The organism is Mycobacterium sp. KBS0706, assembly GCF_005938675.2.
In the GTDB taxonomy this organism is placed as follows: Bacteria; Pseudomonadota; Alphaproteobacteria; order DSM-16000; family Inquilinaceae; genus Inquilinus.
Map to the genome: position 1 here is coordinate 66,237 of NZ_VCCH02000023.1, position 25,748 is coordinate 91,984.

General features: G+C 69.1%; 25 protein-coding genes. 5 read left to right on the forward strand and 20 right to left on the reverse strand.

All coding sequences use genetic code 11. The features are described from left to right. The first annotated feature begins 38 nt into the window (after positions 1–38). Entirely contained in the window at positions 39–1,355 is a 1,317-nt protein-coding gene (locus FFK22_RS14935) for a citrate synthase (protein ID WP_138886259.1), read from the forward strand. A 289-nt stretch (positions 1,356–1,644) separates the two neighbouring features. After that, the gene (locus FFK22_RS42955) at positions 1,645–1,782 is read left to right on the forward strand and encodes a hypothetical protein (protein WP_186002474.1); all 138 of its coding nucleotides are present in this window, start codon (positions 1,645–1,647) and stop codon (positions 1,780–1,782) included. Between the two features lie 10 nt (positions 1,783–1,792). Here the strand turns inward: FFK22_RS42955 and lpxB are convergent, their stop codons facing one another. From lpxB to FFK22_RS15010, 15 genes are all read right to left on the reverse strand, one after another. Beyond that, positions 1,793–2,962, reverse strand: a complete 1,170-nt coding sequence (gene lpxB / locus FFK22_RS14940) for a lipid-A-disaccharide synthase (protein WP_138886258.1) — start codon at positions 2,960–2,962, stop codon at positions 1,793–1,795. Continuing rightward, positions 2,959–3,786 (reverse strand): LpxI family protein, encoded by an 828-nt coding sequence (locus FFK22_RS14945; protein WP_138886257.1) that lies wholly within the window; start codon positions 3,784–3,786, stop codon positions 2,959–2,961. Before FFK22_RS14945 ends, lpxB begins: the two co-directional genes overlap by 4 nt. After that, positions 3,776–4,585, reverse strand: a complete 810-nt coding sequence (lpxA, locus tag FFK22_RS14950) for an acyl-ACP--UDP-N-acetylglucosamine O-acyltransferase (RefSeq protein WP_138886256.1) — start codon at positions 4,583–4,585, stop codon at positions 3,776–3,778. The genes FFK22_RS14945 and lpxA overlap by 11 nt, the downstream gene beginning before the upstream one ends. After that, positions 4,582–5,055, reverse strand: a complete 474-nt coding sequence (gene fabZ, locus FFK22_RS14955) for a 3-hydroxyacyl-ACP dehydratase FabZ (protein WP_138886255.1) — start codon at positions 5,053–5,055, stop codon at positions 4,582–4,584. The genes lpxA and fabZ overlap by 4 nt, the downstream gene beginning before the upstream one ends. A 1-nt stretch (position 5,056) precedes the next feature. Continuing rightward, positions 5,057–6,079: a UDP-3-O-(3-hydroxymyristoyl)glucosamine N-acyltransferase gene (gene lpxD, locus FFK22_RS14960; protein WP_138886254.1), complete on the reverse strand. Its 1,023-nt coding sequence runs from the start codon at positions 6,077–6,079 to the stop codon at positions 5,057–5,059. Between the two features lie 125 nt (positions 6,080–6,204). After that, positions 6,205–8,496, reverse strand: coding sequence for an outer membrane protein assembly factor BamA (gene bamA / locus FFK22_RS14965; RefSeq protein WP_221938608.1), 2,292 nt, complete (start codon positions 8,494–8,496; stop codon positions 6,205–6,207). Positions 8,497–8,647: 151 nt separating this feature from the next. Further along, on the reverse strand, positions 8,648–9,760 hold the full coding sequence (gene rseP / locus FFK22_RS14970) for an RIP metalloprotease RseP (RefSeq protein ID WP_138886253.1): 1,113 nt from the start codon (positions 9,758–9,760) through the stop codon (positions 8,648–8,650). A gap of 48 nt (positions 9,761–9,808) precedes the next feature. Next, positions 9,809–10,969: a 1-deoxy-D-xylulose-5-phosphate reductoisomerase gene (locus FFK22_RS14975; protein ID WP_138886252.1), complete on the reverse strand. Its 1,161-nt coding sequence runs from the start codon at positions 10,967–10,969 to the stop codon at positions 9,809–9,811. Beyond that, on the reverse strand, positions 10,966–11,781 hold the full coding sequence (locus FFK22_RS14980; RefSeq protein ID WP_138886251.1) for a phosphatidate cytidylyltransferase: 816 nt from the start codon (positions 11,779–11,781) through the stop codon (positions 10,966–10,968). The genes FFK22_RS14975 and FFK22_RS14980 overlap by 4 nt, the downstream gene beginning before the upstream one ends. Then, on the reverse strand, positions 11,759–12,493 hold the full coding sequence (locus FFK22_RS14985) for an isoprenyl transferase (RefSeq protein WP_138886250.1): 735 nt from the start codon (positions 12,491–12,493) through the stop codon (positions 11,759–11,761). The genes FFK22_RS14980 and FFK22_RS14985 overlap by 23 nt, the downstream gene beginning before the upstream one ends. 8 nt (positions 12,494–12,501) lie before the next feature. Next, positions 12,502–13,059: a ribosome recycling factor gene (gene frr, locus FFK22_RS14990; protein WP_138886249.1), complete on the reverse strand. Its 558-nt coding sequence runs from the start codon at positions 13,057–13,059 to the stop codon at positions 12,502–12,504. A gap of 2 nt (positions 13,060–13,061) precedes the next feature. Further along, entirely contained in the window at positions 13,062–13,787 is a 726-nt protein-coding gene (gene pyrH / locus FFK22_RS14995) for a UMP kinase (RefSeq protein ID WP_138886248.1), read from the reverse strand. Positions 13,788–13,826: 39 nt separating this feature from the next. Next, on the reverse strand, positions 13,827–14,753 hold the full coding sequence (gene tsf / locus FFK22_RS15000) for a translation elongation factor Ts (protein WP_138886247.1): 927 nt from the start codon (positions 14,751–14,753) through the stop codon (positions 13,827–13,829). Between the two features lie 105 nt (positions 14,754–14,858). Continuing rightward, complete coding sequence (rpsB, locus tag FFK22_RS15005) at positions 14,859–15,650, reverse strand: 30S ribosomal protein S2 (protein ID WP_138886246.1); 792 nt, start codon at positions 15,648–15,650, stop codon at positions 14,859–14,861. Positions 15,651–15,861: 211 nt separating this feature from the next. Beyond that, the gene (locus FFK22_RS15010; protein WP_138886245.1) at positions 15,862–16,188 is read right to left on the reverse strand and encodes a hypothetical protein; all 327 of its coding nucleotides are present in this window, start codon (positions 16,186–16,188) and stop codon (positions 15,862–15,864) included. A gap of 536 nt (positions 16,189–16,724) precedes the next feature. Between FFK22_RS15010 and FFK22_RS15015 the strand changes: the two genes are divergently transcribed. From FFK22_RS15015 to FFK22_RS15025, 3 genes are read left to right on the forward strand one after another with little or no spacing between them, the layout of a single operon-like run. Beyond that, positions 16,725–17,042, forward strand: coding sequence for a hypothetical protein (locus FFK22_RS15015; RefSeq protein WP_138886244.1), 318 nt, complete (start codon positions 16,725–16,727; stop codon positions 17,040–17,042). Between the two features lie 27 nt (positions 17,043–17,069). Beyond that, complete coding sequence (locus tag FFK22_RS15020; protein ID WP_138886243.1) at positions 17,070–17,411, forward strand: hypothetical protein; 342 nt, start codon at positions 17,070–17,072, stop codon at positions 17,409–17,411. 56 nt (positions 17,412–17,467) lie between these two features. Beyond that, entirely contained in the window at positions 17,468–17,809 is a 342-nt protein-coding gene (locus FFK22_RS15025; protein WP_138886242.1) for a hypothetical protein, read from the forward strand. 130 nt (positions 17,810–17,939) lie between these two features. On the opposite strand, the gene FFK22_RS15030 is transcribed toward FFK22_RS15025, so the two are convergent. The 5 genes from FFK22_RS15030 to hutI all read right to left on the reverse strand — a co-directional run bounded on the left by FFK22_RS15030 (position 17,940) and on the right by hutI (position 25,688). Next, positions 17,940–19,460, reverse strand: coding sequence for a malonyl-CoA synthase (locus FFK22_RS15030; protein WP_138886241.1), 1,521 nt, complete (start codon positions 19,458–19,460; stop codon positions 17,940–17,942). A 13-nt stretch (positions 19,461–19,473) separates the two neighbouring features. Further along, a complete protein-coding gene (locus FFK22_RS15035) occupies positions 19,474–20,787 on the reverse strand; it encodes a malonyl-CoA decarboxylase domain-containing protein (protein WP_138886240.1) in 1,314 nt (437 codons plus the stop codon). Positions 20,788–20,927: 140 nt separating this feature from the next. Beyond that, the gene (locus FFK22_RS15040) at positions 20,928–23,717 is read right to left on the reverse strand and encodes an SLBB domain-containing protein (RefSeq protein WP_138886239.1); all 2,790 of its coding nucleotides are present in this window, start codon (positions 23,715–23,717) and stop codon (positions 20,928–20,930) included. A 121-nt stretch (positions 23,718–23,838) separates the two neighbouring features. Then, positions 23,839–24,366, reverse strand: coding sequence for a lytic transglycosylase domain-containing protein (locus FFK22_RS15045; RefSeq protein WP_138886238.1), 528 nt, complete (start codon positions 24,364–24,366; stop codon positions 23,839–23,841). Positions 24,367–24,476: 110 nt separating this feature from the next. Next, entirely contained in the window at positions 24,477–25,688 is a 1,212-nt protein-coding gene (gene hutI, locus FFK22_RS15050) for an imidazolonepropionase (RefSeq protein ID WP_138886237.1), read from the reverse strand. Between the last annotated feature and the right edge of the window lie 60 nt (positions 25,689–25,748).

A 25,748-nucleotide genomic window follows, 5' to 3' on the forward strand; every position in this document is an offset into this window, starting at 1 on the left:
GCGTTTCCAGTACGAAGCCCCCGCTCAAGGACATCGTCATGCCCGATACGAAGACCCCCGTGGCGCAGAAGACCGTCACGCTGACCGACAACTCGACCGGTAAGTCGGTGGAGTTGCCCGTGATCGACGGGACCATGGGCCCGAGCGTCATCGACATCCGCAAGCTTTACGCCGAAACCGGGATGTTCACCTACGACCCCGGCTTCACCTCGACCGGCTCCTGCGACAGCCAGATCACCTTCATCGACGGCGACGAGGGCATCCTGCTGCACCGCGGCTACGCCATCGACGACCTGGCGGAGAAGAGCAACTTCCTCGAGGTCTGCTATCTGCTGCTGCATGGCGAGCTGCCGAATCCGGCCCAGGCGGCGGAGTTCGAGCACACCATCACCCGCCACACGATGGTGCATGAGCAGATCCACCATTTCTACCGCGGCTTCCGCCGCGACGCCCATCCGATGGCGGTGCTGTGCGGCGTCACCGGCGCGCTGTCGGCCTTCTATCACGACTCGACCGACATCCATGACCCGCGCCAGCGCGAGGTCGCGTCGCACCGGCTGATCGCCAAGCTGCCGACCCTGGCCGCCATGGCCTACAAGTACTCGGTCGGCCAGCCCTTCATGTATCCGCGGAACGATCTCAGCTTCGCCGAGAACTTCCTGTACATGACCTTCGCCGTCCCGGCCGAGCCGTACAAGGTCAGCCCGGTGCTGTCCCGCGCCATGGACCGCATCCTGATCCTGCACGCCGACCACGAGCAGAACGCCTCGACCTCGACCGTGCGGCTCGCCGGCTCCAGCGGCGCCAACCCCTTCGCCTGTATCGCTGCCGGCATCGCCTCGCTGTGGGGCCCGGCCCATGGCGGCGCCAACGAGGCGGTGCTGAAGATGCTGGGCGAGATCGGCACGAAGGACCGCGTCGGCGAATTCGTCAAGCGGGCCAAGGACAAGGACGACCCGTTCCGGCTGATGGGCTTCGGCCACCGCGTCTACAAGAACTACGACCCGCGCGCCAAGGTGATGCGCGCCACCTGCTACGAGGTGCTCGAGGAGCTCGGGGTCAAGGACCCGCTGCTCGACCTGGCCATGGAGCTGGAGAAGATCGCGCTCGAGGACGAGTACTTCGTCGAGCGGAAGCTATATCCGAATGTCGATTTCTATTCGGGCATCATCCTGAAGGCGATGGGCTTCCCGACCAGCATGTTCACCGTGCTGTTCGCCGTGGCCCGCACCGTCGGCTGGATCGCGCAGTGGACCGAGATGATCGGCGACCCGCACCAGAAGATCGGGCGGCCGCGCCAGCTGTTCACCGGGCACACGCAGCGAGACTTCGTTCCGCTGAGCGAGCGTGGCTAAGCGAGGCGCCCAGATCGACCGCACCGGCCCGCGCGCCCCAGGGCGCCCGGGCCGGCCCGTCGGCATTTCGACCATGCCCCGGCAGGTGCCCCGGGCCGCGAACGCGAACCGGGCGCCGCTGCGCGTCAAGCTCCGCACCGCCGCCGCAATCGCCGCGGTTCTGGCCGGGGCGGCATTGCTGACTTGGCTGTTCTCCTGAACTTCAGCCTTCCGCGGGCTGGATCGGGAACAAATCCGCCCCCCCGGCCTTGACGGTGCACAGCCATCCGGCGTCGTCGCGGAGAGCCCCATGACAAAGCTGATCTGCCTCTTGTTGGTCGCGGCAGGCCTTGTGAGCGGCTGCGTCTATGCCGGGGACGGCCATCCGCGCGGCGGCTACGGCAACAATTTCTGCCCGCCCGGACAGGCCAAGAAGGGCAATTGCTGACCGGCTGCGATCAGGCTCGCTTTCGCCCCCGCCGGATCACGTCGAGCACCACCTGGGCGGCCCGATCGCCGGGCACGGCGCCGTCCGGCAACAGCATCATCCGCGCCACCTCGTCATAGGCCGCGCGCTGCGCCGCGACCGCCGTCGGATCGGTAAGCAGCGTGTCGATCGCCGCCGTCAGCTTCTCCGGCGTGCAGTTCTCCTGCAGCAGCTCCGGCACCGCAGGGCGGTCCAGCATGATGTTGACCAGGTTGGCGTATTTGGTCGTGAGCATGCGCCGCACGACGAAGGCCGAGACCGGGTTGACGCGATAGGCGATCACGCTTGGCACCCGGGCCAGCCCCAGCTCCAGCGCCACGGTGCCGGAGGCAGCGAGGGCCGCGTCGCTGGCGGCGAAGGCGTCGTATTTCTCGCCGTCGCCCTCGATCACGATCGGCGCGCCGGGCCAGGACGCAACCGCCTCGCGCACCGGTGCCGCCACGGTGTCGACCGTGGGCACGGCCAGGCGCAGCCCGGGATGGCGGGACGCCAGCGCCCGCGCCGTCTCGCCGAACACCGGCAGCAGCCGCTGGATCTCGCCGCGCCGGCTGCCGGGCAGCACGGTCAGCAGCTTCGCGTCCGGCGCGATGCCGTGCGCCTGGCGGAAGCGGGCGCCGTCGCCCTGCCCCGCCGCGGTCTCGATGATCGGATGGCCGACATAGGTGGTGGCGAGGCCGTGGCGCTCGAACCAGGGCGGCTCGAAGGGCAGCTGCACCATCAGATGGTCGACGAGATTGGCCAGCTTGCGCGCCCGGCCCGGCCGCCAGGCCCAGACCTTGGGGGCGACGAAATGCACGATCGGGAAGGTCCGGCCGGCCAGCCTTGCCGCGACCCGGGCGTTGAAGGCCAGGCCGTCGATCGACACCAGCGCATCCGGCTTGGCCGCCAGCGCCGCCTCGGCAGTGCGGCGGATCCGGTCGAACAGCCGCGGCAGCTGCGGCACCAGTTCGACCGCGCCCATCACCGCGATATCGGCCAGCGGGAACAGGCTGTGCAGCCCCTCCGCCGCCATCCGGGCGCCGCCGACGCCGCTGAAGCGCACGCCGTCGCCGCAGCGCCGCTTCAGCGCTGCCATCAGGCTGGCGCCCATCAGGTCGCCGGACGGCTCGGTCGCCACCAGGAAGATGTGCGGCGCGTTCATTCGCCCTCCGCCAGGCAGAGCACGAACAGGCCGTGCCGGTCGGCCGTCTGCCGCACCGCCTCGGCGTCGATGATCATGGCGCCGCCGGCCTCGACCACGATGCCGCGCAGCCCGGCGGCGGCAGCGAGCTCGACAGTGGTGACGCCGATCGTCGGCGGGTCCAGCCGGATGTCCTGCTGCGGCTTCTTGGCCTTGACCAGCACGCCGCCGGGGCCGGGCCGGGCCAGCGGGCCGCAGCGGCGCAGCATCGCGTCGGTGCCCTCCGCCGCCTCGACCGCCAGGACATAGCCGTGCTGCACCACCGCGCCCTGGCCGATGTCGAGCCGGCCGATCTCGCGCGCGATCTCGCGGGCCTTGGCGATGTCGGCCTGGGCGATCTCGTCCGGCGCCGTGCTGGTCAGCAGGCCGGGCCGGGCCAGGAAGTCGTCGATCACCTCATGCAGGGCGACGAGGCGGAATCCCTCCTCCTGCAGCACCCGGCGCAGCGCGGTCAGCAGCGCGTCGTCGCCGAGCGAGGAGAAGCCGATGCGGGTCAGGATCCGCACCGCCTTGAAGTCGGGCATCAGCTCGAACAGGCTCGGCCGGCGGATGTTGCCGACCGGGCACAGCGTGTGGGCGCCCTGGCGCTTCAGCTCGTCGATCCAGCGGCCGGCGGCGCCGAGACGGGTCCAGAAATGCGGCACCTGTCCGCCCTCGACCAGAGCCGGATCGGTCATGCCGCGATAGGCGACGACGACGAAGTCCCGCCCGGCCTGGCGGCACGCCTCGACCAGCCGCCCGGGCAGCGGGCCTGCGGCCGCCAGGATCCCGAGCTTATCCGGCATGCCGTCGGCGGGCCGGCTGCATCACATTGCGACCGGCATCGGCGTCGATGAAGGCGAGGATGCGCTGCACCACCTCGTTGTCGCCGAATCCCTGCCGCGTCGCCTCGATGCGTTCGGCGAACTGCGCCTCGCCGTCGAACAGGGTGCGGTAGGCGGCGAGCAGCGACTGGATCTGCGGCTTGGTGAAGCCGCGGCGCTTCAGCCCGACCAGGTTCAGCCCGTTCAGCGTCGCGGTCTCGCCGATCGCCAGCCCGAAGGGGATGATGTCGTTGCGCACCGGCGTCATGCCGCCGACGAAGCAGTGCGCGCCCAGCCGAAGGTGCTGGTGGATGGCGCTGTTGCCGCCGATGATGACGTGGTCCTCGATCGTCACATGCCCGGCCAGCACAGCGTTGTTGGCCATGATGATGTGGCTGCCGAGGATGCAGTCATGGGCGACATGCGTGTTCACCATGAACATGCAGTTGTCGCCGACCACGGTCTTCATCTTGTCGCCATGCGTGCCCGGATTCATGGTCACATGCTCGCGGATGACGTTGTTGGCGCCGATGATCAGCTGCGACTTCTCGCCGGAGAATTTGAGGTCCTGGGGCGGCAGGCCGAGCGAGACGAAGGGGAACACCTTGGTCTTCGGGCCGATGCTGGTGCGGCCGGCGACCACGACATGCGAGATCAGCTCGACCTCGTCGCCGAGCTCGACCTCCGGGCCGACGGTGCAGAACGGACCGATCCTGACCCCGGCCCCGAGCTTCGCGGCGGGGTCGACCAGGGCCATCGGGTGGATGGTGGCAGAACTCATAGATCGTCCATGATCATGGCGGCGAACTCGGCCTCCGCCACCAGCGTGCCGTCGACCTTGGCCTCGCCCATGAACTTCCAGACGTTGCGGCGCTGCTGCAGCTTGCGGACATGGACCCGCAGGCTGTCGCCCGGCGTCACCGGCCGGCGGAACCGGGCATTGTCGACGGTCATGAAATAGACCAGCTTGCCCTTGGCGCTCTCGCCCAGCGTCGCGACGACCAGAACGGCCGCCGTCTGCGCCATGGATTCGACGATCATCACGCCCGGCATCACCGGATAGCGCGGGAAGTGGCCCTGGAAGAAGCCCTCATTGATGGTGACGTTCTTGATCCCGGTGCAGCTTTCGTCCGGCACCACATCGATCACGCGATCCACCAGGATCATCGGATAACGATGCGGGATCAACTCCATGATCTTGAGGATGTCCAGCTGCGACACATTCTTCTTGTCGCCGGCGGCTCCGTCCATCTCAGTCGCCCTTCCCTTCGGCTAGACGCGCTAGCATGACCTGCTGCCGGAAAAACTGCCGCTTCGGGATCGCGGGCGCGCCCACGACCTCGGCACCGGGATCGACATCGCGCATCACCCCCGCATTCGCGGCGATCTTCGCCCCCGCACCGATGGTGAGATGGCCCGCGACACCAGCCTTGGCAGCCAGAACGGCGAAATCGCCCAACTTGGTGCTCCCCGCCACGCCAGCCTGCGCGACGATCACGGCGCCTCGTCCGACCTGCACGTTGTGCCCGATCTGCACCAGATTATCAATCATCGCCCCCCGGCCGATCACCGTATCCGGGCCGGCCCCGCGGTCGATGGTGGAGTTGGCGCCGACCTCGACATCGTCCTCGATGATGACGCGGCCCAGTTGCGGCAGCCGGACATGGCCTTCGGCATCCATGGCGAAGCCGAAGCCGTCCTGGCCGACGCGGGCCCCGGGATAGATCGTGACTCGCGCGCCGACCAGGCAATGCGTCAGCGAAGCGTTGGGGCCGACCACGCTGCGCTCGCCCAGCACCACGCCGGCGCCGATCACCGCGTTCGGGCCGATGCGGCAGCCGGCGCCGATCTCCGCCCCCGCCTCGATCACGGCGCCGGGTCCGATCTCCACGCCCTCGCCGATCACCGCCGTCGGGTCGACCGCAGCCGTGGCGGCGATGCCGGGCCGCGCCGCCGGCGCCGGGAAGAAGGCCTGGGCGATCAGCGCATAGCCCTTGTAGGGCTTCGGCGTCAGCAGCAGCGCCATGCCGGAAGGTGCCCGGTCGGCCAGGGCCGGGGCGATCACGCAAGCGCCCGCCTTGCTGGCGGCGAAGGCGTCGACATATTTGCGGTTGTCGAGGAAGCTGATGTCGTCGGGCCCGGCGGCGTCGAGCGGCGCCACGCTGGCGACGGGCCGGTCCGGGTCAGCCCCGGGCGCGAGGGTCGCGCCGGCGATCTCGGCGAGGCGACCGAGCCGGAACGGACCGGCGCTGCGAAAGAATCGCGGATCGGGCATAGGCGCACTCTCTGTTCACGGCTTGCGGGCAGCGGCGATCCCGCGCCGATCAACGAAAGCGGCGCCGGCCTTCGCCGGCGCCGAGGATAGTCGCGCGACCGCGGAAGCGGACGGCGCCGCACCAATCAGAATCTGGTGCCGAAGCTGATGTGCAACTGCTCCTGCTTGTCGTAGTCGCGCTTGGCGAAGGGATAGGCGTAGTCGAGCCGGATCGGGCCGAAGGGCGAGGCCCAGGATACGCCCATGCCGGCCGAGGCACGCAGCGCCGCGTCGTCGACGACACCGGAGCCGCTCTCATCCGACCCCCAGAGGGTGCCGACATCGGTGAAGGCGTGGCCCTGCAGGGCGAATTCGCTGGGCAGGCCGAGCGGGAAGCTGAGCTCGACCGAGCCGAGGGCGAAGTTGTTGCCGCCCAGCGCGTCCTTGTCGTTGGAGCTGAGATCGCGGGGGCCGAGGCCGCCGGTCCGGAAGCCGCGGAACGAGTTGCCGCCCAGGAAGAAGCGGTCGTTGATCCGGACATCCTCGCCCAGGCCGATGATGTTGCCGAGCTGGCCGCCGACATTCAGCACCATGGAGTCGGTGACCGGGTAGTACCAATCGGCGCTGAGCTGGGTCTTGAGGTAGTGCACGTCGCCGCCGAGGCCGGCGATCTCGTTCGAGAGCGTGATGCGGTAGCCGTCGGTCGGGTTGATCCGACTGTCCAGGCGATCATAGGTCATCGTCTGCTGCACCGCGGAGGACAGGGTGTTGCCTTCCTGCTCCTTGATGAAACGCGAGGCGTCGTCCTCGACGTCCGAGATCTGGCGGTAGTTCAGGCGATAGCGCAGGGTCTGCCGCAGGTTCTCGGACAGCGGATAGCCCATGCGCAGCGCGAAACCGGTGTTGGTCTCGTCGTAGGAGCTGAAGCTCTGGTTGTCGCGGGTGGTGCGGAACAGATCGAAGCCCGCCGCAAGGTTGCGACCGAGGAAATACGGCTCGGTGAAGCTCAGGTCGATCTGCGAGGACACGCCGCTGAGCGAGGTCGACAGCCGCAGGTCCTGGCCACGTCCGAGCAGGTTGCGCTCGCGGATCGTGACATCGCCGAGCGGACCGTCGCTGGTCGAGTAGCCGACGCCGAGCTGCACTTCGCCGGTCGACTGCTCGGCCACGGCGGCCTGGATCACCGTCTGGTCCGGAGCGGTGCCCGGAGTCGGCTTGATGTCGACCTTGCTGAAGAAGCCGAGGTTGCGGATGTTGGTCTCGGACTTCTTCAGCCGCGAGGCGTTGAACGGATCGCCTTCGGCCAGCTCGAACTCGCGGCGGATCACCTCGTCCGCGGTGCGGACGTTGCCGCTGATGTCGATCCGCTCGACGAAGACGCGCGGGCCTTCCGAGATCTCGTAGGTGATCGCGATCAGCTGCTCGTCGCGGTTGCGCTGCACCGAGGGCTGGATATCGACGAAGGCATATTGCCGGTCGCCGAGATAGGTGGTCAGGGCCTGGATCGAATCCTCGACCGCCTTGCTGGAATACCAGTCGCCCTCATCGCTGACGATGACGGTCTTCAGCTCCTCAGGGGTCACGCCCGGCAGGGCGCTGTTGACGTCGATCTTGCCGAATTTGTAGCGCTCGCCCTCATCGACCGTGAAGGTGATGAAGAAGCCCTCGCCGTCGGGCGCCAGCTCCGACACCGCCGAGATCACGCGGAAATCCGCATAGCCGCGGTTCAGGTAGTAGCGGCGCAGCATCTCCTGGTCGACAGCCAGGCGATCCGGGTCATAGGTGTCGTTGGAGGCGAGGATGTTCCACCACTCGGTCTCCTTGGTCAGGATCTCGTCGCGCAGCTCGCTGTTGGAGAAGGCGCGGTTGCCGACGAAGTTGATCCGCTCGATCTTGGCGAGGTCGCCTTCCCGGATCTCGAACACCAGGTTCACGCGATTCTGGTCGAGCTTGATGATCTTCGGCTCGACCGCGACGGCGAAGCGGCCGCTGCGGCGGTACAGCTGCTGGATGCGGTCGGCGTCGCTCTGCGCCTTGGTCCGGGTGTAGACCTGCCGCGGCCGCTCCTCGATCTCCGCCGTCAGCTTGGTGTCGTCGAAGCGGTCATTTCCCTCGAACGCGATCTCGTTGATGATCGGGTTCTCTTCGACCGTCACCACCAGGCTCGAGCCCTGGCGCCGGATCTGGACGTTGGCGAACAGGCCGGTGGCGAACAAGCTCTTGACGGATTCGTCCACGGCGCGGTCGCTGTACTCGTCGCCCGGCTTGAGCGCCATGTAGGAGATCACGGTCGCGGGCTCGATCCGCTGCGACCCCTCGACCTTGACGTCGGCGATGGTTCCGGCACCGCGGGTCTGCGCTGGCGCCGTCATCGGCGCCGTACTGAGAGCGACAGCCGCCACGGCCGCGAGCCAGAGTCGGGAGGTCACGGTCGACATCGGTTTTTGCTTTCCCCTCAAACTCACACCCATGCCTCTTGCCCCCGTCCGACCGGGCGCAAGAGGTTTGACGAACGACCGCCGCCCCCACCAACAGCGGCTGCGGATCGCGGCGAATCCCTGCCGCCGTGATCCGGTAACACGTCCCGGCTCAGGACACCAAGCCTTTGAAAAAGGCCACTACCTTGAGTTGGACCAGGTCGTTCCAGGTCGCGAAGAGCATCAGGGTTAATACCAAAGCGAGCCCAAGGCGGAAACCGTATTCTTGGGCACGCGCGCCGAGCGGACGGCCGCGGATCGCTTCGATCGCGCAGAACAGCAGGTGACCGCCGTCCAGCATCGGGATCGGCACCAGGTTGATCAGGCCGAGATTGATCGACAGGATCGCCATGAACCAGAGCAGCGCCACGATGCCGACCTGATAGACCTCGCCGGACATCTGGGCGATCCGGAGCGGGCCGCCGAGATCCTCGGTGCCGCGCTGGCCGGAGACCATCTGGCCGAGCGCGGAGGCGGTCATCGAAACGATCGCCCAGCTCTCGCTGACCGACATCCGCGCCGCCTCGACGACGCCGTAGGGACCGGTGTCGGCGGCGATGCCGAGACGCCAGATCGTGGCGGAACCGCCATCGGCCGTCGGCACCGTATCCTGCCGCGGCGTCAGCGCGACGCTCAGCGCCTCGTCGCCGCGCTCGACGCCGAGCGTGACCGCCTTGCCGTTGCCGCCGCGGACCGCGACGCCGAGCTCGGCGAAGCGGTCAACCGCGGTGCCGTCGATGCTGGTGATCCGGTCCCCCGGCCGGATCCCGGCCTCGGCCGCGGCGCCGCCGGCCGAGACATCGCCCACCACCGCCGGCGGGAAGGGATGGCCGCCGATCAGGAACAGCAAGAACAGGGCGACGATCGAGAACAGGAAATTCGCGATCGGCCCCGCGGCGGCGATGGCGGCGCGCTGGCCGACCGGCTTGTGATGGAACGACACCGACCGCTGGTCTTCGGTCATGCCGTCCAGCGCCGACGACGGGCTCGAGGCCGCGTCGGCGTCGCCGAACATCTTCACATAACCGCCGAGCGGCACGGCGCTGAACTTCCAGCGGGTGCCGTGCCGGTCGTTGAAGCCGAACAGCTCGGGCCCGAAGCCGATCGAGAAGGTCTCGACCCGCACCCCGTTGCGGCGGGCGACCCAGTAGTGGCCGAACTCGTGCACGAAGACGAGGACGGTCAGCACGACCAGGAACGGGATCAGATAGGTGAACAGCGTCATACGTACCTCTCGGCCAGAGGGCCTATGTAGGCCCGCTTGCCCGCGAATTCAAAGCGCAGCGGCGTGCCGTCGCGCCGCGGCGTCGATGGCGAACACCTCATCCAGAGTCGCCACAGCTTGTGCCGGAATCATGGCAAGGGTGGCCTCGACGATCCGCTCGATGTCGAGGAAGCCGATCCGCCCCTCCAGGAAGGCCGCCACCGCCACCTCGTTGGCGGCGTTCAGCACGGTCGCGGCTGAGCCACCTTGCCGCAGGCATTCCCGGGTCAGCCGCAGCGCCGGGAACCGCTCCGCATCCGGCGGCTGGAAGTCGAGCCGGGCGATCTTGGCCAGATCCAGCGCGGCGCAGGGCGTCTCCATCCGCTCCGGCCAGGCCAGGGTGTAGGCGATCGGCACCCGCATGTCGGGCACGCCGAGCTGGGCCAGCACCGAGCCGTCGGCATAGTCGACCAGGCTGTGGATCACCGATTGCGGGTGGACCACGATCTCGATCCTGTCTTCCGGCATGGCGAACAGATGCGAGGCCTCGATCAGCTCGAGCCCCTTGTTCATCAGGGTGGCGCTGTCGACCGAGATCTTGGCGCCCATGCTCCAGTTCGGATGGGCGACCGCCTGGGCCGGCGTCGCCGCCGCCATCTGCTCGCGGCTCCATTCCCGGAACGGGCCGCCCGAGGCGGTCAGGATCAGCCGCCGCACCTTGGCGCCGGGCTGGAGCACCTGGAAGATCGCGTTGTGCTCGCTGTCCACCGGCAGCAGCGTGGCGCCGTGCCGCCGCACCTCGGCCATCATCAGATCGCCGGCGCAGACCAGGCACTCCTTGTTGGCGAAGGCGACCATGGCGCCGCGCCGGACCGCGGTCAGGATCGGCGGCAGCCCGGCGGCGCCGACGATGGCGGCCATCACCCAGTCCGCCGGACGCGCCGCCGCCGCCACCACCGCCTCGGCGCCGCCCGCCGCCTCGATGCCGCTGCCGGACAGCGCCGCCTTCAGCGCCGGATAAGCCGCGTCATCCGCCACCGCGGCGTAGCGGGCGCCGAGCTGCCGCGCGATCGCCGCCAGCCGCTCGGCATCCTTGTTGGCGGTCACCGCCTCGACCGTGAAGCGCTCCGGCGACCGGCTGATCAGATCGACGGTGCTGGCGCCGACCGAGCCGGTGGCGCCGAGGATGGTGACGGAGCGCGGGGCGTCCGCGGACGGGGCCGAAATCATCTGAACGATGCATCCAAAAGGGCTGTGAACAAGGCAAAGACCGGCGCGGCGGCCAGCAGGCCGTCGATCCGGTCGAGCACGCCGCCATGGCCGGGGATCAGGTCGCCGCTGTCCTTGACGCCATAGTGGCGCTTGATCGCGGATTCGGCGAGATCGCCGGCTTGGGCCAGGAGGGCCAGCAGCGCCGCGCCCGGGACGGCGAGAAGGGCCGCGCCGGCCCGGTGCAGCACCGCGATCGCGGCCGCACCGGCCACCGCCGCCAGGCCGGCCCCGCCGATCAGCCCGGCCCAGGTCTTCTTCGGGCTCAGCCGCGGCGCCAGCTTCGGCCCGCCGATCCAGCGGCCGAAGATGTAGCCGCCGATATCGGTCGCCCAGACCACCAGCAGCAGCCAGAGCACTGGCTGCCAGCCGTCCTGGCGCAGATGCAGCAGCGCGACCACGGTCAGGCCGAGATAGGGCAGCCCCAGCGCCGGCATACGGCCGGGCGTGCCGAGGCGCAGATTGACCGCGACGTCGAAGGCCACCGTCGCCGCGGCCAGCACGACCAGGCCGGCGACGGCGCCGGCGCAGCCCGTGGCGATGGTCACGGCGAGGATGCCGAGGCCGGCCAGGAGCCGGACCCAGCCGGGCGGCGGCCGCCGCAGCACCAGCCGCAGCCATTCGTCGACACCGAGCACGCCGAGCAGCGCGACGATGACCGCGAATTCCCACCGGCCGACATAGACGGCGGCGAGGATCAGCGGTCCGAGAACGAGGCTGGAGAGGATCCGCAGCGTCAGGTTGCTGCGGTTACTGGCCACCGACCGCGCCATAGCGACGTTCCCGGCGCCGGAACTCGGCGAGGGCGGCCTCGAGGTCGGCGTGGCCGAAATCCGGCCACAGCGTGTCGATGAAGATCAGTTCGGCATAGGCCGCCTGCCACAGCAGGAAGTTGCTGATCCGCTGCTCGCCGCTGGTGCGGATGATCAGGTCGGGGTCGGGCAGGTCGGCGGTGAACAGCCGGTCGGCGAACAGCCGCTCGTCGACCGCCTCCGGCGACAGGGCGCCCGATGCGACCTCGCGCGCCACCCGGCGCGCCGCCTCGGTGATCTCCTGCCGGGCGCCGTAACTCAGCGCGACGGTGAGGTTGAGCCGGGTGTTGCCGCAGGTCAGCGCCTCGCTTTCGGCCAGCAGGTCGACGATGTCCGGGGCCAGCCGCTCACGGTCGCCGATGAAGCGCAGCCGCACGCCCTTCTTGTGCAGGGTCCTCAGCTCGCCGCGCAGGAAGAAGCGCAGCAGCTTCATCAGCTCGCCGACCTCGAGGATCGGCCGGCGCCAGTTCTCGGTCGAGAAGCCGAACAGCGTCAGATAGCCGACGCCGAGCTCGATCGAGGCGTCGATCGTGCGCTGCACGGCGTCGATGCCCTTGCGATGGCCCAGCGTGCGCGGCAGGCCGCGACCGGTCGCCCAGCGACCGTTGCCGTCCATGATGATCGCGACATGGAGCGCGGGCTGGTCCTCGGCCTTGGGGGCGAAACGGTGCATCCCGGTGCTCAGACCTGGAGGATCTCTTTTTCCTTTTGCGCCGCCGCCTCGTCGACCTTGCGGACGTGGCTGTCGGTCAGGGACTGGATCTCGTCGGCCAGGCGCTTGTGCTCGTCCTCGGAGATCTCGTGATCCTTTTCGGAGCGCTTCAGCGCGTCCATGCCGTCGCGGCGGACGTTGCGCACCGCGACGCGGGCGGCCTCGGCGTATTTGCCGGCGACCTTGGTCAGCTCGCGGCGGCGCTCCTCGCTCAGCTCCGGCAGCGGCACGCGCACGGTCTGGCCTTCGGTCTGCGGATTGAGGCCGAGGCCGGAATCGCGGATCGCCTTCTCCACCGCCTTGACCGCGCTGCGGTCCCAGACCGAGACGGTCAGCAGCCGCGGCTCCGGCACGCCGATGGTGCCGACCTGGTTCAGCGGCATCTGGGCGCCGTAGACGTCGACCGTGATCGGCTCGAGCAAGCTGATGCTGGCGCGGCCGGTGCGGAGACCGGCGAGATCCTTGCGCAGGGACTCCAGAGCACCCGCCATGCGGCGGGAGATGTCGTCGAGATCGGCTTTGGCCACGCTCAGCCCTCCTCGGTCACGATAGTGTAGCGCCCCTGCCCTGCGACCACCTCCGCGAACGCGCCATGCTCGTTGATGGAGAAGACCAGGATCGGGATCTTGTTCTCACGGGCCAGCGAGATCGCCGCATGATCCATGACGCGGAGATCTTTCGCCAGCACATCCATGTAGGTCAAGCGGTCGAAACGCTTGGCCCCCGCGACCCGCAGCGGGTCGGCGTCGTAGACGCCGTCGACCTGCTTGCCCATGAGCAGGGCGTCGCAACCCATCTCGGAGGCACGCAGCGCGGCGCCGGTGTCCGTGGTGAAGAACGGGTTGCCGGTGCCACCGACGAAAATGACGACGCGGCCCTTCTCCATGTGCCGGATCGCCCGGCGCCGGATATAGGGCTCGCACACCGTCTGCATCGGGATGGCCGAGACCACGCGAGTGTGCAGGCCCTTGTGCTCGCAGGCGCTCTGCAGCGCCAGGCCGTTCATCACCGTGGCCAGCATGCCCATGTAGTCGGCGGTCGCCCGTTCGATGCCGGACGCGGCGCCGCTCATGCCGCGGAAGATGTTGCCGCCGCCGACCACCATGCAGATCTCGACGCCGAGGGCGTGGACCTGGGCGACATCATCGGCGATGCGCTCCACCATCTTCGGGTCGATGCCGTAATCCTGGTCGCCCATCAGGGCTTCCCCGGAAATCTTCAACAGCACCCGTCGATACTGGGCCGCTTTCGCCATGTCGCTCCACTCCCTCAGCGCCGCTGATCTTGGTCCAGCTCAGCGACCCAGCGTGGCCGCCACTTCCGCCGCGAAGTCGCCCTGCTCCTTCTCGATGCCCTCGCCGAGCACGAAGCGGACGAAGCCGGTCACCGTGACCGGGGCGCCGGCCTCCTTGGCCGCAGCCTCGATCGCCGCGCGGACCTTGGTCTCGCCGTCCAGCACCCAGACCTGCTCGTGCAGCACCACTTCCTCGTAGTACTTGCGAATCCGGCCATCGACCATCTTCTCGATGATCGTCTCGGGCTTGCCGCTGGCGCGGGCCTGCTCGACCAGCACGGCGCGCTCGCGCTCGAGATTGCTGGCTTCGACATCGGCGATGTGCAGCGCGTCCGGCCGGGCCGCCGCGACATGCATCGCGACCTGCTTGCCGAAAGCCTCGAGCTTGGCCTTGTCGCCGGTCGATTCCAGCGCCACCAGCACGCCGATCTTGCCCAGGCCGGCGGTCACCGGGCTGTGGACATAGGCGGCGACGACGCCGTCCGACACCGACAGCGCGACGCTGCGGCGCAGGCTGATGTTCTCGCCGATGGTGGCGACCAGATGGGTCACCTCCTCGGCAGCGGTGCGGCCGGTGCCGGGATAGGCGCTGGCAGCCAGCGCCTCGATGTCGCCGTTCGCCTTGAGCGCGAGACCGGCCAGGGTCGAGACGAGGCCCTGGAACTTGTCGTTGCGCGACACGAAGTCGGTCTCGGAATTGACCTCGACCAGCGCGCCCCGGTTGCCCTCGACGGCGGCGCCGACCAGGCCCTCGGCCGCGACGCGGCCGGCCTTCTTGGCGGCCGCCGCCAGGCCCTTCTTGCGCAGCCAGTCGACCGCGGCCTCGATGTCGCCGCCGCTCTCGCCGAGCGCCTTCTTGCAATCCATCATGCCGGCGCCGGTCTTCTCACGAAGCTCCTTCACCAGCGCTGCGGTGATCTCCGCCATATCGTCCTCGCATTCCGTTCGTTCGGCGCCGCGCCCATGCGGTCGCAGGCGCCCTCATCGACAGAAAGGGGCGGCTTTCTGGGCCGCCCCTGGTTCGCTCTCGGCTCAGGCGGCCGGCTGCTCCGCCTCGCCGGTCTCGGCCGGCGGCGGCAACGCCTCCTCGGCCGGGGCCTCCTCCATGGCGCCGACATCGGCGCCGCTCGCGCTCATCTCGGCCTGGATGCCGGCGATGACCGAGCCGGAGAACAGCTCGCAGTAGAGCTCGATCGCGCGCAGCGCGTCGTCGTTGCCCGGCACCGGGAAGGTGATGCCGTCAGGGCTGGAATTGCTGTCCAGCACGGCCACGACCGGAATGCCGAGCTTGGCGGCTTCCAGCACCGCGATCGACTCCTTGTTGGTGTCGATGATCACCAGGATGTCGGGCAGGCCGCCCATGTCGCGGATGCCGCCCAGCGCCTTCTCGAGCTTGTCGCGCTCGCGGGTCAGGGTCAGCTGCTCCTTCTTGGTCAGGCCGACCGCGCCCTGGTTGAGCTGCTCGTCCATCTCCTTCAGGCGCTTGATCGACTGCGACACCGTCTTCCAGTTGGTCAGCATGCCGCCGAGCCAGCGATGGTTGACGTAGTACTGGCCACAGCGCTTGGCCGCGTCGGCGATCTTGTCCTGCGCCTGGCGCTTGGTGCCGACGAACAGGACGCGGCCGCCATTGGCGACGACGTCACGGACCGCGTCGAGCGCCCGGTGCAGCATCGGCACGGTCTGCTCGAGGTCGATGATGTGCACGCCGTTGCGCACGCCGAAGATGAACGGCGCCATCTTCGGGTTCCAGCGGCGGGTGTGGTGGCCGAAATGCGCGCCGGCTTCGAGGAGCTGGCGCATGGTGAAGGTCGGCGTAGCCATGGGTCGGAAGGTCCTTTTTCCGGTTGTTCCGCCGCGGGCCTTGCCTCTCGCCGCACCGCGGATTGCGGATATGGCGAAAGGCACCGGAGCGACCGAGCCACTGCCGTGGCAGGCCGCGATGCCCGCGTGTGGGATTGACGACGGCGCGGTTGATACGCCCTGCGCCCGGGAAATGCAAGCCGAGCGATCGGTCGCAGCTCGGCGCCGCGGCTCAGGCGCTGCGGCGGTCAGGCCAGACGAAGCGCGAGCGGTAGCGCTGCGCCCGGCTGGCGCGGTGCTCGGCCAGGTCGTCGACCGGCATGGCGGGCTGGGTGGAGGCCGGGGCGGCCGGCTCGTCCCAGCGGGCGGCGAGCTTGCCGGTCTCGGGGTCGCGGATCCAGCGCAGCAGCACCTTGTCCTCGTCCCGGACCGGGTCGTGGCGCAGGTCGCGGTTGCGGAAGCGCGGCAATGCCGCCAGGGCCTCGGTCCGCGGGGAGATCACGCCGCCCAGCGCCAGGCGCAGGCGGCGATCGAAGCAGGAGAGAAAAGCGAGGTTCATCGTTCGCTCCGTTCCCGCACGCGGCGGAAGCGGGGCGAACGGCGCTCCGACCCTAGGTCCGGCTCACGCCATCCACCCGGCCGAGGCCGAGTGCGATCCAGTGATGTTCGGGCGACGTCACCGCGGCCAGATCGGCCTTGGCGACGCCACGACTAGGGTGGTCGTCCATCTGTCTCTCGTTGTGAGATCGACGCCGGGCGGGCCTGGGCTCGTCCGGCGTCAACGGCCATGTATGCCTGCACCCCCGCAGAGTCAAGGCGAAAGCGGAAGCCGCGGAATGCCTGGGCCAGAGCGGGCTCGGAACCGGTCGAGATCGGGGTTTTCGGATCTCCGCCGCAGCCGGAGTCGCCGTTATCGGCAGGCACGACAGAGCGGAGCGGGACCCATCCCATGGTTCAATGGCCCGGAGTCGAATGGAACGAAGATGCAGGTAAGTTCCGTTGTTCCTTCTGCACGGTCCGCTGCAGACGGACGCAACGGGCCGGCCGACCAGGTGCCGAGCCCGGTCGCCCTCAACCCTCGCAGGAGGTCGCGCGATGCGCATCCTCTTCCCGTTCGCGGCCGCGCTCGCCATCGCCGCCGGCAGCGCGGCCGCGCATGGACCAGCGGCGTGGATCCAGAACGGCCAATACCGCAACCTGACCGGCACGCATGAGCATTGCTGCGGACCAAACGACTGTGCCGTGTACCCCTCCCGCGACGTCCAGGTTCGCCCCGACGGCTATATGGTGCGGCCGGCCGGTGTGCTGGTTCCGACCGACCAGGCCCAGTTCAGCGAAGACGACAAATACTGGCTCTGCCGCAAGCCGGACGGGTCGATGCGCTGCTTCTTCATCCCGAACATGGGCGCCTGAGGCAAGGGCCCGACGAGGAGGCATGACATGACCCCATCTCCTCCCGGTCCCCGTCATCGCATCGCGGCCGCCGGCGTGGCGGCGCTGCTGCTCGTCGGCATCGCGGCCGAAGCCCAAGCGGCGCTGCCGCCCTACTGGCAGCGCCTGCGGGAGATCCAGGCGATCGTGGACAGCAACGACCTGGCCCAGAAGCTGCACGACACGCCGATCGACCGGATCGAGCGGGCCGGCGAGGATCTCTACCGGATCCAGGCCGGTCCCTGCACGCTGGACATCCGCATCGTCGACGACCCCACCGGCGGCACGCAGCCGGCGATGCCGGGCCCGCGCCGCTTCCACATCGAGACCGGCGAGTCCGCCTGCCGCTGACCCGCGGAACCGGCGCGGACACCGCCGCGTTGGCCGGGTGTGACAAGGAGGCCCCCATGCACGCCTATTCCGTCCGGATCAATCCCGCCCGCCGCCAGGATCCGCTGTGGCGCATCGTCGATCCCGAGAACGGCGCCGACTTCGTGAAGGACATGATGGTGTTCGCGGAAAGCCCCGAGGATGCGCGCCGCTATCTCGACGCGACCTTCCTGGCCACCGGCTTCTCGCCCGACAAGCCGCCCCTGCGGGACACCGGATCGCCCTGGCACGAACCCGAACTCGTCCGCATCGAGCCGGCGCCGGACTACGACGCGATCGCGGAGGCCGCCGGTCACAACCATGTGGCCCGGCGCGAAGGCCTGCTCAGCAATCCGAGGCCCGATCCGCTCCTGGGCTAAGAGGCCATTTGGTGCGGCCGTCTGATGGCGTTTTCTGCGCTTTCGGTGCTCACGGACCCAAACGTCCGCTGCGCTCCGGTTCTCGAAACCACCGCCAGCCGACTCACACCAGCGCATTTCCAAACGACCTCTAGGCGGACGCGAAGGTCGCCTTGTACTGCTCGCGCAGGGCGGCCTTCTGCACCTTGCCCATGGCGTTGCGCGGGATCTCCGTCACCACGAACACCGCCTTGGGCTGCTTGAACCGGGCCAGCTGGTCCTGCAGCGCCGCCTGGATCGTGGCGGGGTCGAGCGGCGCGGCCCCGGCCCGCATCTTCACCACCGCCGCCACCGCCTCGCCGAAATCCGGATGGGGCAGGCCGATCACCGCCGCTTCCTCGACGCCGGGGATGGCGTCGATCAGGCTCTCGACCTCCTTCGGGTAGACATTGAAGCCGCCGGTGATGATCAGGTCCTTGGCCCGGCCGACGATCGAGACGTAGCCGCGGTCGTCCACCACGCCGACATCGCCGGTGATGAAGAAGCCGTCGGCCCGGAACTCGGTCGCGGTCTTCTCCGGCATCCGCCAATAGCCCTGGAACACGTTCGGGCCCTTGACCTCGATCACGCCGATCTCGCCCTGCGGCAGCGGCGTCGCATCCTCGCCCACCACCCGCAGCGACACGCCGGGCAGCGGCAGGCCGACCGTCCCCGCCCGCCGCTCGCCGTCGAGCGGGTTCGAGGTGTTCATGTTGGTCTCGGTCATGCCGTAGCGTTCGAGGATGGTGTGGCCGGTGCGCTGCCGGAACTGCTCGAAGGTATCGGCCAGCAGCGGCGCCGAGCCCGAGATGAACAGCCGCATGTGAGCGCTCGCCTCGGCGGTGAGGCCGGGCTGCTCCAGCAACCGGGTGTAGAAGGTCGGCACCCCCATCATGACGCTGGCCCTGGGCAGCAGGCGCAGCACCTCGGCGGCGTCGAATTTCGGCAGGAACAGCATGGTCGCGCCGGCCAGCAGGGCGCAGTTGGTGGCGACGAACAGGCCGTGGGTGTGGAAGATCGGCAAGGCGTGCAGCAGCACATCATCCGGCCGGAAGCCCCAATGATCGTGCAGGGTCAGCGCGTTCGACAGCAGGTTGTCGTGGCTGAGCATCGCCCCCTTGGAGCGGCCGGTGGTGCCGGAGGTGTAGAGGATCGCCGCCAAGTCGTCCGGCGCGCGCGGCAGCGTCTCGAAGCTTTCCGCCTCCCCCGCCGCGGCCTCGGCCAGGGTCCCCTCCCCGTCTGCCCCGAGCGTCAGCGCCGCCTTGGCACCGGTCGACCGGGCCACCGCTTCGATCTCCTCCAGCCGCGCGGGCTGGCACACCACCAGCGCCGGCTCGGCGTCGCCGGCGAAATAGGCGACCTCGCCCTTGGTGTAGGCAGTGTTGAGCGGCAGGTAGACGGCGCCGGCGCGCAAGCAGCCGAGATACAGCGCCACCACCTCCGGCGACTTGTCGACCTGCACCATCACCCGGTCGCCCGGCGCCACGCCCAGCCGCCGCAACAAGTTGGCGTAACGGGCGCTGGCAGCATCCAGCCCGGCATAGGAGATGGCGCGGCCGTCGGCGAGCGCCAGCGCCGGCCTGGAGCGGTCGGCGGGAAACCGGGCGGACAGGGCGTGGTAGAGATTGGTCATGCGGCTCGGCGGGTCAGAGATAGGGTTTCAGCTGGCGCGCCACCGCGCGGCTCGTCGCCACCTTCCCGGCATTGACGAAAGCCTCGTGGTTCCGCTCCAGCTCGGCCGGATCATAGAGGTAGTTGACCAGAAGTCCCCAGCCCTGCTCCAGCCCCTTCGGTGAGGCGTCGCCGGCCCAGTTCAGCCGCTCCAGCCTGGCGCCGTTGCCGAGATGGAAGCGCGCCACCGGATCGGTCGGCCGCCCGTTCGGCCGCAGCTCGGCGGCGAGGTATCGGGCGCAGAGGCCGGTCAGCGCCGCCTTCAGCGTCCTGTCCGCGCCGACCGCATCGATCCCGCCCGTCGCCAGCACCGGCAGCAGATCCTCGGCCGCCGCCCGGACCGCGGGAAGCTGGTGCTGTGGCGCCGAGGTCTGCAGCCAGCGCCGGAAGCCGGGAATCGGCGACAGGGTCGAGAAGGTCGACAGGCTCGGCAGCGTCTGCTGCAGGTCGGCCACGACCTGCTTCAGCAGGAAGCTGCCGAAGGAGATGCCGCGCAGCCCCTTCAGCGTGTTGGTGATCGAATAGAAGATCGCGGTGTCGGCCGCCGCCGGATCGCCGACCGCCGCTTTCGGGTCGAGCAGCGGCGCGATCTCGCCCGACAGGCCGCGCACCAGCGCCACCTGAACGAAGATCACCGGCTCGTTCGGCAGGGCCGGGTGGAAGAAGGCGTAGCAGCGTCGGTCCTCGGCCAGGCGCCGGCGCAGGAACTCCCAGCCCGGGATGGCGTGCACTGCCTCGTACTGGATCAGCTTCTCCAGGATGATCGCCGGCGTCTCCCAGGTGATCCGGCGCAGCTCCAGGAAGCCACCGGAGAACCAGTCGGTCAGGACATGCTTCAGATCGGCATCCACGATCCGCAACTCCGGCTTCTCGTCGGCGAGGTCGAGCGCATCGGCACGCAGCCCGATCACGAACTCCGTGCCCTCGGGCAGCATGTTGATGCGGCGCAGCAACTCCCGCCGCGGCGGTTCCGCTGCCTCCGCCAGCGCCAGGGCACCGGCCGCGCTGGGCTCGGCGACGAAGGCCCCGGCGGCGGCGGCGATCGCCGCGTGGTCGGGCCCGAACTCGCGCGCCAGCAGGATAAAGAACGCCTCGCGCCCGGCGGCGTCCAGGACGCGATAGAGGGCGACCAGCTCGCGCGCCAGAGCGATGCCGGATGCTTCCCCCTGTTCCGACAACAATGCGCGGCAGATGCCGCCGAGATCCTGCGGCAAGGGCCGGCCGCGGCCGAAGGCGAAGAGCTCGAGGCCGCGATCGGCGATCGAGTTGATGAGATCGGTGATCTGCATAAGGCGCCCGTTCCGCTTCCACCAGACCGGGTCAGGTTAGCGCGTTGCGCCCGCGGGACAATCTCGCCGGGTGCATGCCTGGCGCACCCAAACAAAGAGGGCGGTGCCGACGGCACCGCCCTTTGCCGATCCGGCCGGCGTCAGTTCTTGTTGTTGCCGATGACCACCAGCGAGGCAGCGGAGATGGCCAGGCTCTGCACGATCGAGCCGACATCCCGCACCAGCCGGTACAGGTCGAACGGCGTCAGGTCGCGCGGCACGATGATGACCGACCCCGGCGGCACCCTGACCGAGCTGTAGCTCCAGGACGACAGGTCGAGCGGCTGCGCCTGGCCGTTCGGCATGATGACGAAGGTGCGGCCGGTATCCGCCGCCTCGGTCGTGCCGCCGGCGAAGTCGACATAGTCGTCGGCGGTCAGCTTGCCGTCATACTGGACCGTGCCCGGATTGAGCACTTCGCCCGAGACGGTGACGAACAGCGGCCGCTTCGGCACGAAGAGCTGGTCGCCCGCATCCAGGCTGAAGTCGAGCACGGGATTGGCCGCCAGCACCGTCGGATCGGCCTCGATCACCACCCGGCCGGCGGCCGGGATGCTCTTCAGCTCGGCGACCAGGCTCTGGATCGCCGGCAAGGCCGCGGCGGGGCTCTTGTTGGCACTGTCGCTCTGGGCCTCCTGGATGAGCTGCGGCAGCCCTGCCTGGATTTCGCGGGCCGTGCGCTCATAGCCTTGCTGCTGCTGCTTCCGAACGGCCTCGCGGGTGAACACCGCGCCATAGGGGAAGGCCTGGTTGGTGTAGCCGCCGGACCGCTGGATCAGTTGCAGCAGCGTCTCGCCGCGGCGGATCACATAGCGGCCGGGATGGGTGAACTCGCCGGCCAGGGTGACCGCCCCGTCCTCACGCAGCTGCGGGTTCTGCGGGATGCGGACGCTGTCGCCGGGGTTCAGCTTGATCGACGCGGTGGTGGCGCCGAGGCTCTGCACCGAGCGCCAGGACCCGCTGAGATTGGACGGCGACAGGGTGGAGAAGTAGCCGACCTCGATGGCGCGGCGGTCGGCCTCGATCGTCGTGCCGCCGGCAATGTCGAGGACGGTGGCGAGCGTGGTGCCCGGGATGATCGGGTAGCTGCCCGGCACCCGCACCTGGCCTTCGAGCGAGACGACATGCTCGATCACGAACGGCAGCAGGTCCGGAAAGTCATCGAAGATCTGCGGGCAGGCACGGCTGACCTGAAGGGAGCCGGCGGCTTCGGTGTTCTGGAAGGTCTGCCGGGCGTTGCGGAAACGGCCGGTCGAATCGTTGCGCACTGCCTCCGCCAGGGATCGCAGGCCGAGGCAGCTACCGCTGACCGCCACCGCCCCCGGCAGGCTGGAGGTGAGCGTTGCGTTCTGGGCCTGGCCATTCTGGGACACGTCCGACGCCGACGAGCGGGCCTGCCCCGGCTGGAGTCCGGACAGCATCATCTGGACATCGTCGCCGCCGAGATAGCGGATATCTTCGCGCGACAGCACGATCAGCTTGTCGCGGTCGCGAAGGCGGAGATTGCCGCCGCCCCGCAGCGCCACGCCCAGGTTCACCGGGACGAATTTGCGGATCCGCGTGGTCGGATCGGTGGTCTGGATCACTCCGAAGGGCAGATAGGCGTCATCCGCCAGGATCGGCGGATCGGCCAGCAGGGCGCGGAGCGTCGGCGCGCTGCTCAACGGCCGGACGCCGGCGACGGTGACGTTGCCGGTGATCGAGACGCTGCCGACGCGCAGATCCTGCGACAGCGTGATCTGGATGATGTCGTTGGTCTGCACCGGCACCGCGGTCTGGCCCGACAGGTTCTGCACCTGGTCCTGGCCGTTGCGGTCGAGCCGCAGCAGGTTGAACCGGTTGCCAGCGGGGCGGATCGGCCCGCCGGCATAGTCCAGCATCTCGGCGACGCTGAGCGGGCCGGCGGCGTCGGGCGGCATCTCGAAGATGCCCGGCCGGACCACGTCGCCGGCGACCGCGACGGTGCGCCCGATCGTCGGGATCGAGATCCGGTCGCCGTCCTGCAGCAGGAGGTCGGCCTCGTTGCTGTAGCCCATCAGGAAGCCGTAGAGGTCGATGACCTTGGTCTGGCCCTGCCGGATCAGCGCGACCGTGCGCAGCGAGCCGGTCTTGCGGATGCCGCCGCCGGCGGTCAGGGCGTCGACCAGGGTCGAGAAGCTGGTCAGCGTCTGGGTGCCGGGCTTGACGACCTCGCCGGTCAGGGTCACCGAGATCGCCCGCACGTCGCCGAGCGACACGAAGGCCTCGGTGCTGACATAGTTCTCCCGGACCCGGGTCTCGATCTCGCGGCGCAGGTCGCCGAAGGAGCGGCCGGCCGACGGGATCGGCGGCAGATCCTGCAGGATCAGCCGGCCCTCGCGGTCGACCGTGGCGCTGATGCCCTGGTTCACCTGGCCGCGCAGGGTGACCACGATCTGATCGCCGATGCCGACGACATAGTTCTCGCTGACGGCGCCGCTGACCACCTGGCTGGCCACGGCACCGCCGCCGAAGACGTCATAGCCGAACTGGCTGATGTCGCCGCCCAGCCGCCGCTGGTAGTCGGCCTCGATGCGCGAGACGGGCGCGGCGGAGATGGTCGATGACGGCAGGCCGGGCGAGACCACCGTCGGCTCGGTGACCTGGGCGGGTGTCGTCGTCGGGACGCGCGGCCCGCTGGGGATCGTGATGCCGTCGGGCTGGATGCCCTGCTGCTGCAGCTGCGACGGGCTGATGCCGAGTTGCTGGAGTTGGTCGACCAGCGCGTTCATCTGGGCATGACCGGCGATCGGGGTGAGGATCAGAACGCCGCAGGCCAGGAGAGCCGGGCCGATGCCGTAGCGAAGGGTCCATCGGAGTCGACGCGCCTCGCCCTCTCGGTCTCGGCGACGGTCACTGTGCACAGGCTTCATGGTCCCCCGCTTCTGACATCTCAAATGGCCGATCGCAGCGCTGATCGAGCCAACGCCCCCAATGTTCCATCTTCTGAACGATCTGGGCGATAAAGAAAACCCGAATCAATTCGTTGTCCCCTCAACCTGACACGCAGGCTTCAATCGGACCGCCCCCCTGGCCGCGGATTTTCTTCAGCCGTTCCAGCACCCGACAGGCATAGGCGAATTGCCGATCCGGATCGCTCGAATGATAATGCGCGATCGCCTGCAGCCAGTTTCCGTAACGGTTAAACAGTCGCCGCAGGAAATACGCGCCATAGATCACATTGTATTGTGGCTCGAAGATGAGCGTGTAGTCCGGCAGCGTCTGCTTGTGGTAACGTAGCGAGATCTGCATGCAGCCGACATCGATATTGGGGCTTTCGCCGCCGCCGTTATCCTCGATCGCCGCCTTCATGGCGGCGAGATTGCTCGGGAACAGCGGGGTCCCGCCGACATTCAAGGCCCAGGGGTAAGGATCGCCCTTGCCGCCCGATTCGGTCTGCGCGATCGCCAGCAGCATGCCGCGGGGAATGCCGAAGGCCCCCTCCATCGCCAGGATGTAAGGCGTGCAGCTGTCCTGCGCCCGCGCCGGCCCGGCCGCTGAAGCCAAGCCGAGCAGGAGCATCGCGATCCCCGCGATCCGACCGAATCCCCTCACCAACGCAACCGGCTTCCCCCGCCAATCGATGCGACGCTTCTACCACACGGCGCCGATTCGGTAGAATACCCGGAAAATCAGACCTGCCGGCCGGCGCGAATCACGGCGCGGCACGGGTTGTAGGCGATGCGGTAGGACAGCTCGGCCGGGTCGGCCACGTCCCAGAACGCCAGGTCGGCCGCGAGCCCGGGAACCAACCGGCCGCATTCCTCGGCCAGGCCCAGCGCCCGCGCGGCGTTGCGAGTGACGCCGGCCAGCGCCTCCTCCGGCGTCAGCCGGAACAGGGTGCAGCCCATGTTCAGCATCAGCAGCAGCGAGGTCGCCGGCGAGGTGCCGGGATTGTTGTCGGTCGCCAACGCCATCGGCACGCCGTGCCGCCGGAACGCCGCCACCGGCGGCAACTGGGTCTCGCGCAGGAAGTAGAAGGCGCCGGGCAGCAGCACCGCGACGGTGCCGGCCCGCCCCATCTCCTTCGCCCCGGATTCGCTGGTGTATTCGAGATGGTCGGCCGACAGCGCCCCGAACCGGGCCGCCAGCGCCGCCCCGTCCTGGTCGGACAGCTGGTCGGCATGCAGCTTCACCGGCAGGCCGAGCGCCTTGGCCGCGCGGAACACGCGCTCGACCTCGACCGGCGAGAAGGCGATCTTCTCGCCGAAGGCGTCGACCGCATCGGCGAGGCCGTCCCGGGCGATCGCCGGCAGCATCTCCTCGACCACACGGTCGAGATAGCGCTCGGGCTGGCCGCGATCCTCCGGCGGCACCGCATGGGCACCGAGGAAGCTGCGCCGGACCCGCAGGCCGCTTTCCCGCCCCAGCCGGCCGGCAACGCGCAGCATCTTGGCCTCGGTCGCGAGGTCGAGCCCGTAGCCGGACTTGATCTCGACGGTGGTGACGCCCTCGGCCGCCAGCGCGTCGAGCCGCTTCCGGGCCGAGGCCAGCAGGTCCTCCTCCCCTGCGGCACGGGTGGCGGCGACGGTCGAGACGATGCCGCCGCCGGCCCGCGCGATCTCCTCATAGCTGGCGCCGTGCAGCCGCATCGCGAATTCGCGGGCCCGGTCGCCGCCATGCACCAGATGGGTATGACAGTCGATCAGCCCGGGCGTGACCCAGGCGCCGGCGGCATCCTCGACCATGGCGGCCAGCTGGTCCGGCGCACCCGGCAGGTCGGCCTGGCGCCCGACCCAGGCGATGCGGTCGCCCTGGGTCGCGATCGCGCCCTCGGGAATGGCGCCATAGCCCTCCCCGTCCATGGTCGCCAGACGCGCGTTGATCCACAGCCGATCCCACATGCCGCTCTCCGTCAGGGCAGATGTTTTATAATTTGAGTTTCGCTATAAAACATTGTCATG

Bases quoted from the DNA above. Each gene is read 5' to 3' on its own strand.
- rpsB (WP_138886246.1), bottom strand. From the start codon at position 15,650: ATGGCTACGCCGACCTTCACCATGCGCCAGCTCCTCGAAGCCGGCGCG.
- FFK22_RS14975 (WP_138886252.1), bottom strand. From the start codon at position 10,969: ATGATTTCGGCCCCGTCCGCGGACGCCCCGCGCTCCGTCACCATCCTC.
- pyrH (WP_138886248.1), bottom strand. From the start codon at position 13,787: ATGGCGAAAGCGGCCCAGTATCGACGGGTGCTGTTGAAGATTTCCGGG.
- lpxD (WP_138886254.1), bottom strand. From the start codon at position 6,079: ATGCCCGATCCGCGATTCTTTCGCAGCGCCGGTCCGTTCCGGCTCGGT.
- FFK22_RS14935 (WP_138886259.1), top strand. From the start codon at position 39: ATGCCCGATACGAAGACCCCCGTGGCGCAGAAGACCGTCACGCTGACC.
- fabZ (WP_138886255.1), bottom strand. From the start codon at position 5,055: ATGGACGGAGCCGCCGGCGACAAGAAGAATGTGTCGCAGCTGGACATC.
- FFK22_RS15040 (WP_138886239.1), bottom strand. From the start codon at position 23,717: ATGAAGCCTGTGCACAGTGACCGTCGCCGAGACCGAGAGGGCGAGGCG.
- tsf (WP_138886247.1), bottom strand. From the start codon at position 14,753: ATGGCGGAGATCACCGCAGCGCTGGTGAAGGAGCTTCGTGAGAAGACC.
- FFK22_RS15015 (WP_138886244.1), top strand. From the start codon at position 16,725: ATGCGCATCCTCTTCCCGTTCGCGGCCGCGCTCGCCATCGCCGCCGGC.
- FFK22_RS15035 (WP_138886240.1), bottom strand. From the start codon at position 20,787: ATGCAGATCACCGATCTCATCAACTCGATCGCCGATCGCGGCCTCGAG.
- lpxA (WP_138886256.1), bottom strand. From the start codon at position 4,585: ATGAGTTCTGCCACCATCCACCCGATGGCCCTGGTCGACCCCGCCGCG.
- hutI (WP_138886237.1), bottom strand. From the start codon at position 25,688: ATGTGGGATCGGCTGTGGATCAACGCGCGTCTGGCGACCATGGACGGG.
- FFK22_RS14980 (WP_138886251.1), bottom strand. From the start codon at position 11,781: ATGGCGCGGTCGGTGGCCAGTAACCGCAGCAACCTGACGCTGCGGATC.
- FFK22_RS14985 (WP_138886250.1), bottom strand. From the start codon at position 12,493: ATGCACCGTTTCGCCCCCAAGGCCGAGGACCAGCCCGCGCTCCATGTC.
- FFK22_RS15045 (WP_138886238.1), bottom strand. From the start codon at position 24,366: ATGCTCCTGCTCGGCTTGGCTTCAGCGGCCGGGCCGGCGCGGGCGCAG.
- FFK22_RS15010 (WP_138886245.1), bottom strand. From the start codon at position 16,188: ATGAACCTCGCTTTTCTCTCCTGCTTCGATCGCCGCCTGCGCCTGGCG.
- FFK22_RS15025 (WP_138886242.1), top strand. From the start codon at position 17,468: ATGCACGCCTATTCCGTCCGGATCAATCCCGCCCGCCGCCAGGATCCG.
- FFK22_RS15020 (WP_138886243.1), top strand. From the start codon at position 17,070: ATGACCCCATCTCCTCCCGGTCCCCGTCATCGCATCGCGGCCGCCGGC.
- FFK22_RS14945 (WP_138886257.1), bottom strand. From the start codon at position 3,786: ATGCCGGATAAGCTCGGGATCCTGGCGGCCGCAGGCCCGCTGCCCGGG.
- rseP (WP_138886253.1), bottom strand. From the start codon at position 9,760: ATGACGCTGTTCACCTATCTGATCCCGTTCCTGGTCGTGCTGACCGTC.
- bamA (WP_221938608.1), bottom strand. From the start codon at position 8,496: ATGTCGACCGTGACCTCCCGACTCTGGCTCGCGGCCGTGGCGGCTGTC.
- lpxB (WP_138886258.1), bottom strand. From the start codon at position 2,962: ATGAACGCGCCGCACATCTTCCTGGTGGCGACCGAGCCGTCCGGCGAC.
- FFK22_RS15030 (WP_138886241.1), bottom strand. From the start codon at position 19,460: ATGACCAATCTCTACCACGCCCTGTCCGCCCGGTTTCCCGCCGACCGC.
- FFK22_RS42955 (WP_186002474.1), top strand. From the start codon at position 1,645: ATGACAAAGCTGATCTGCCTCTTGTTGGTCGCGGCAGGCCTTGTGAGC.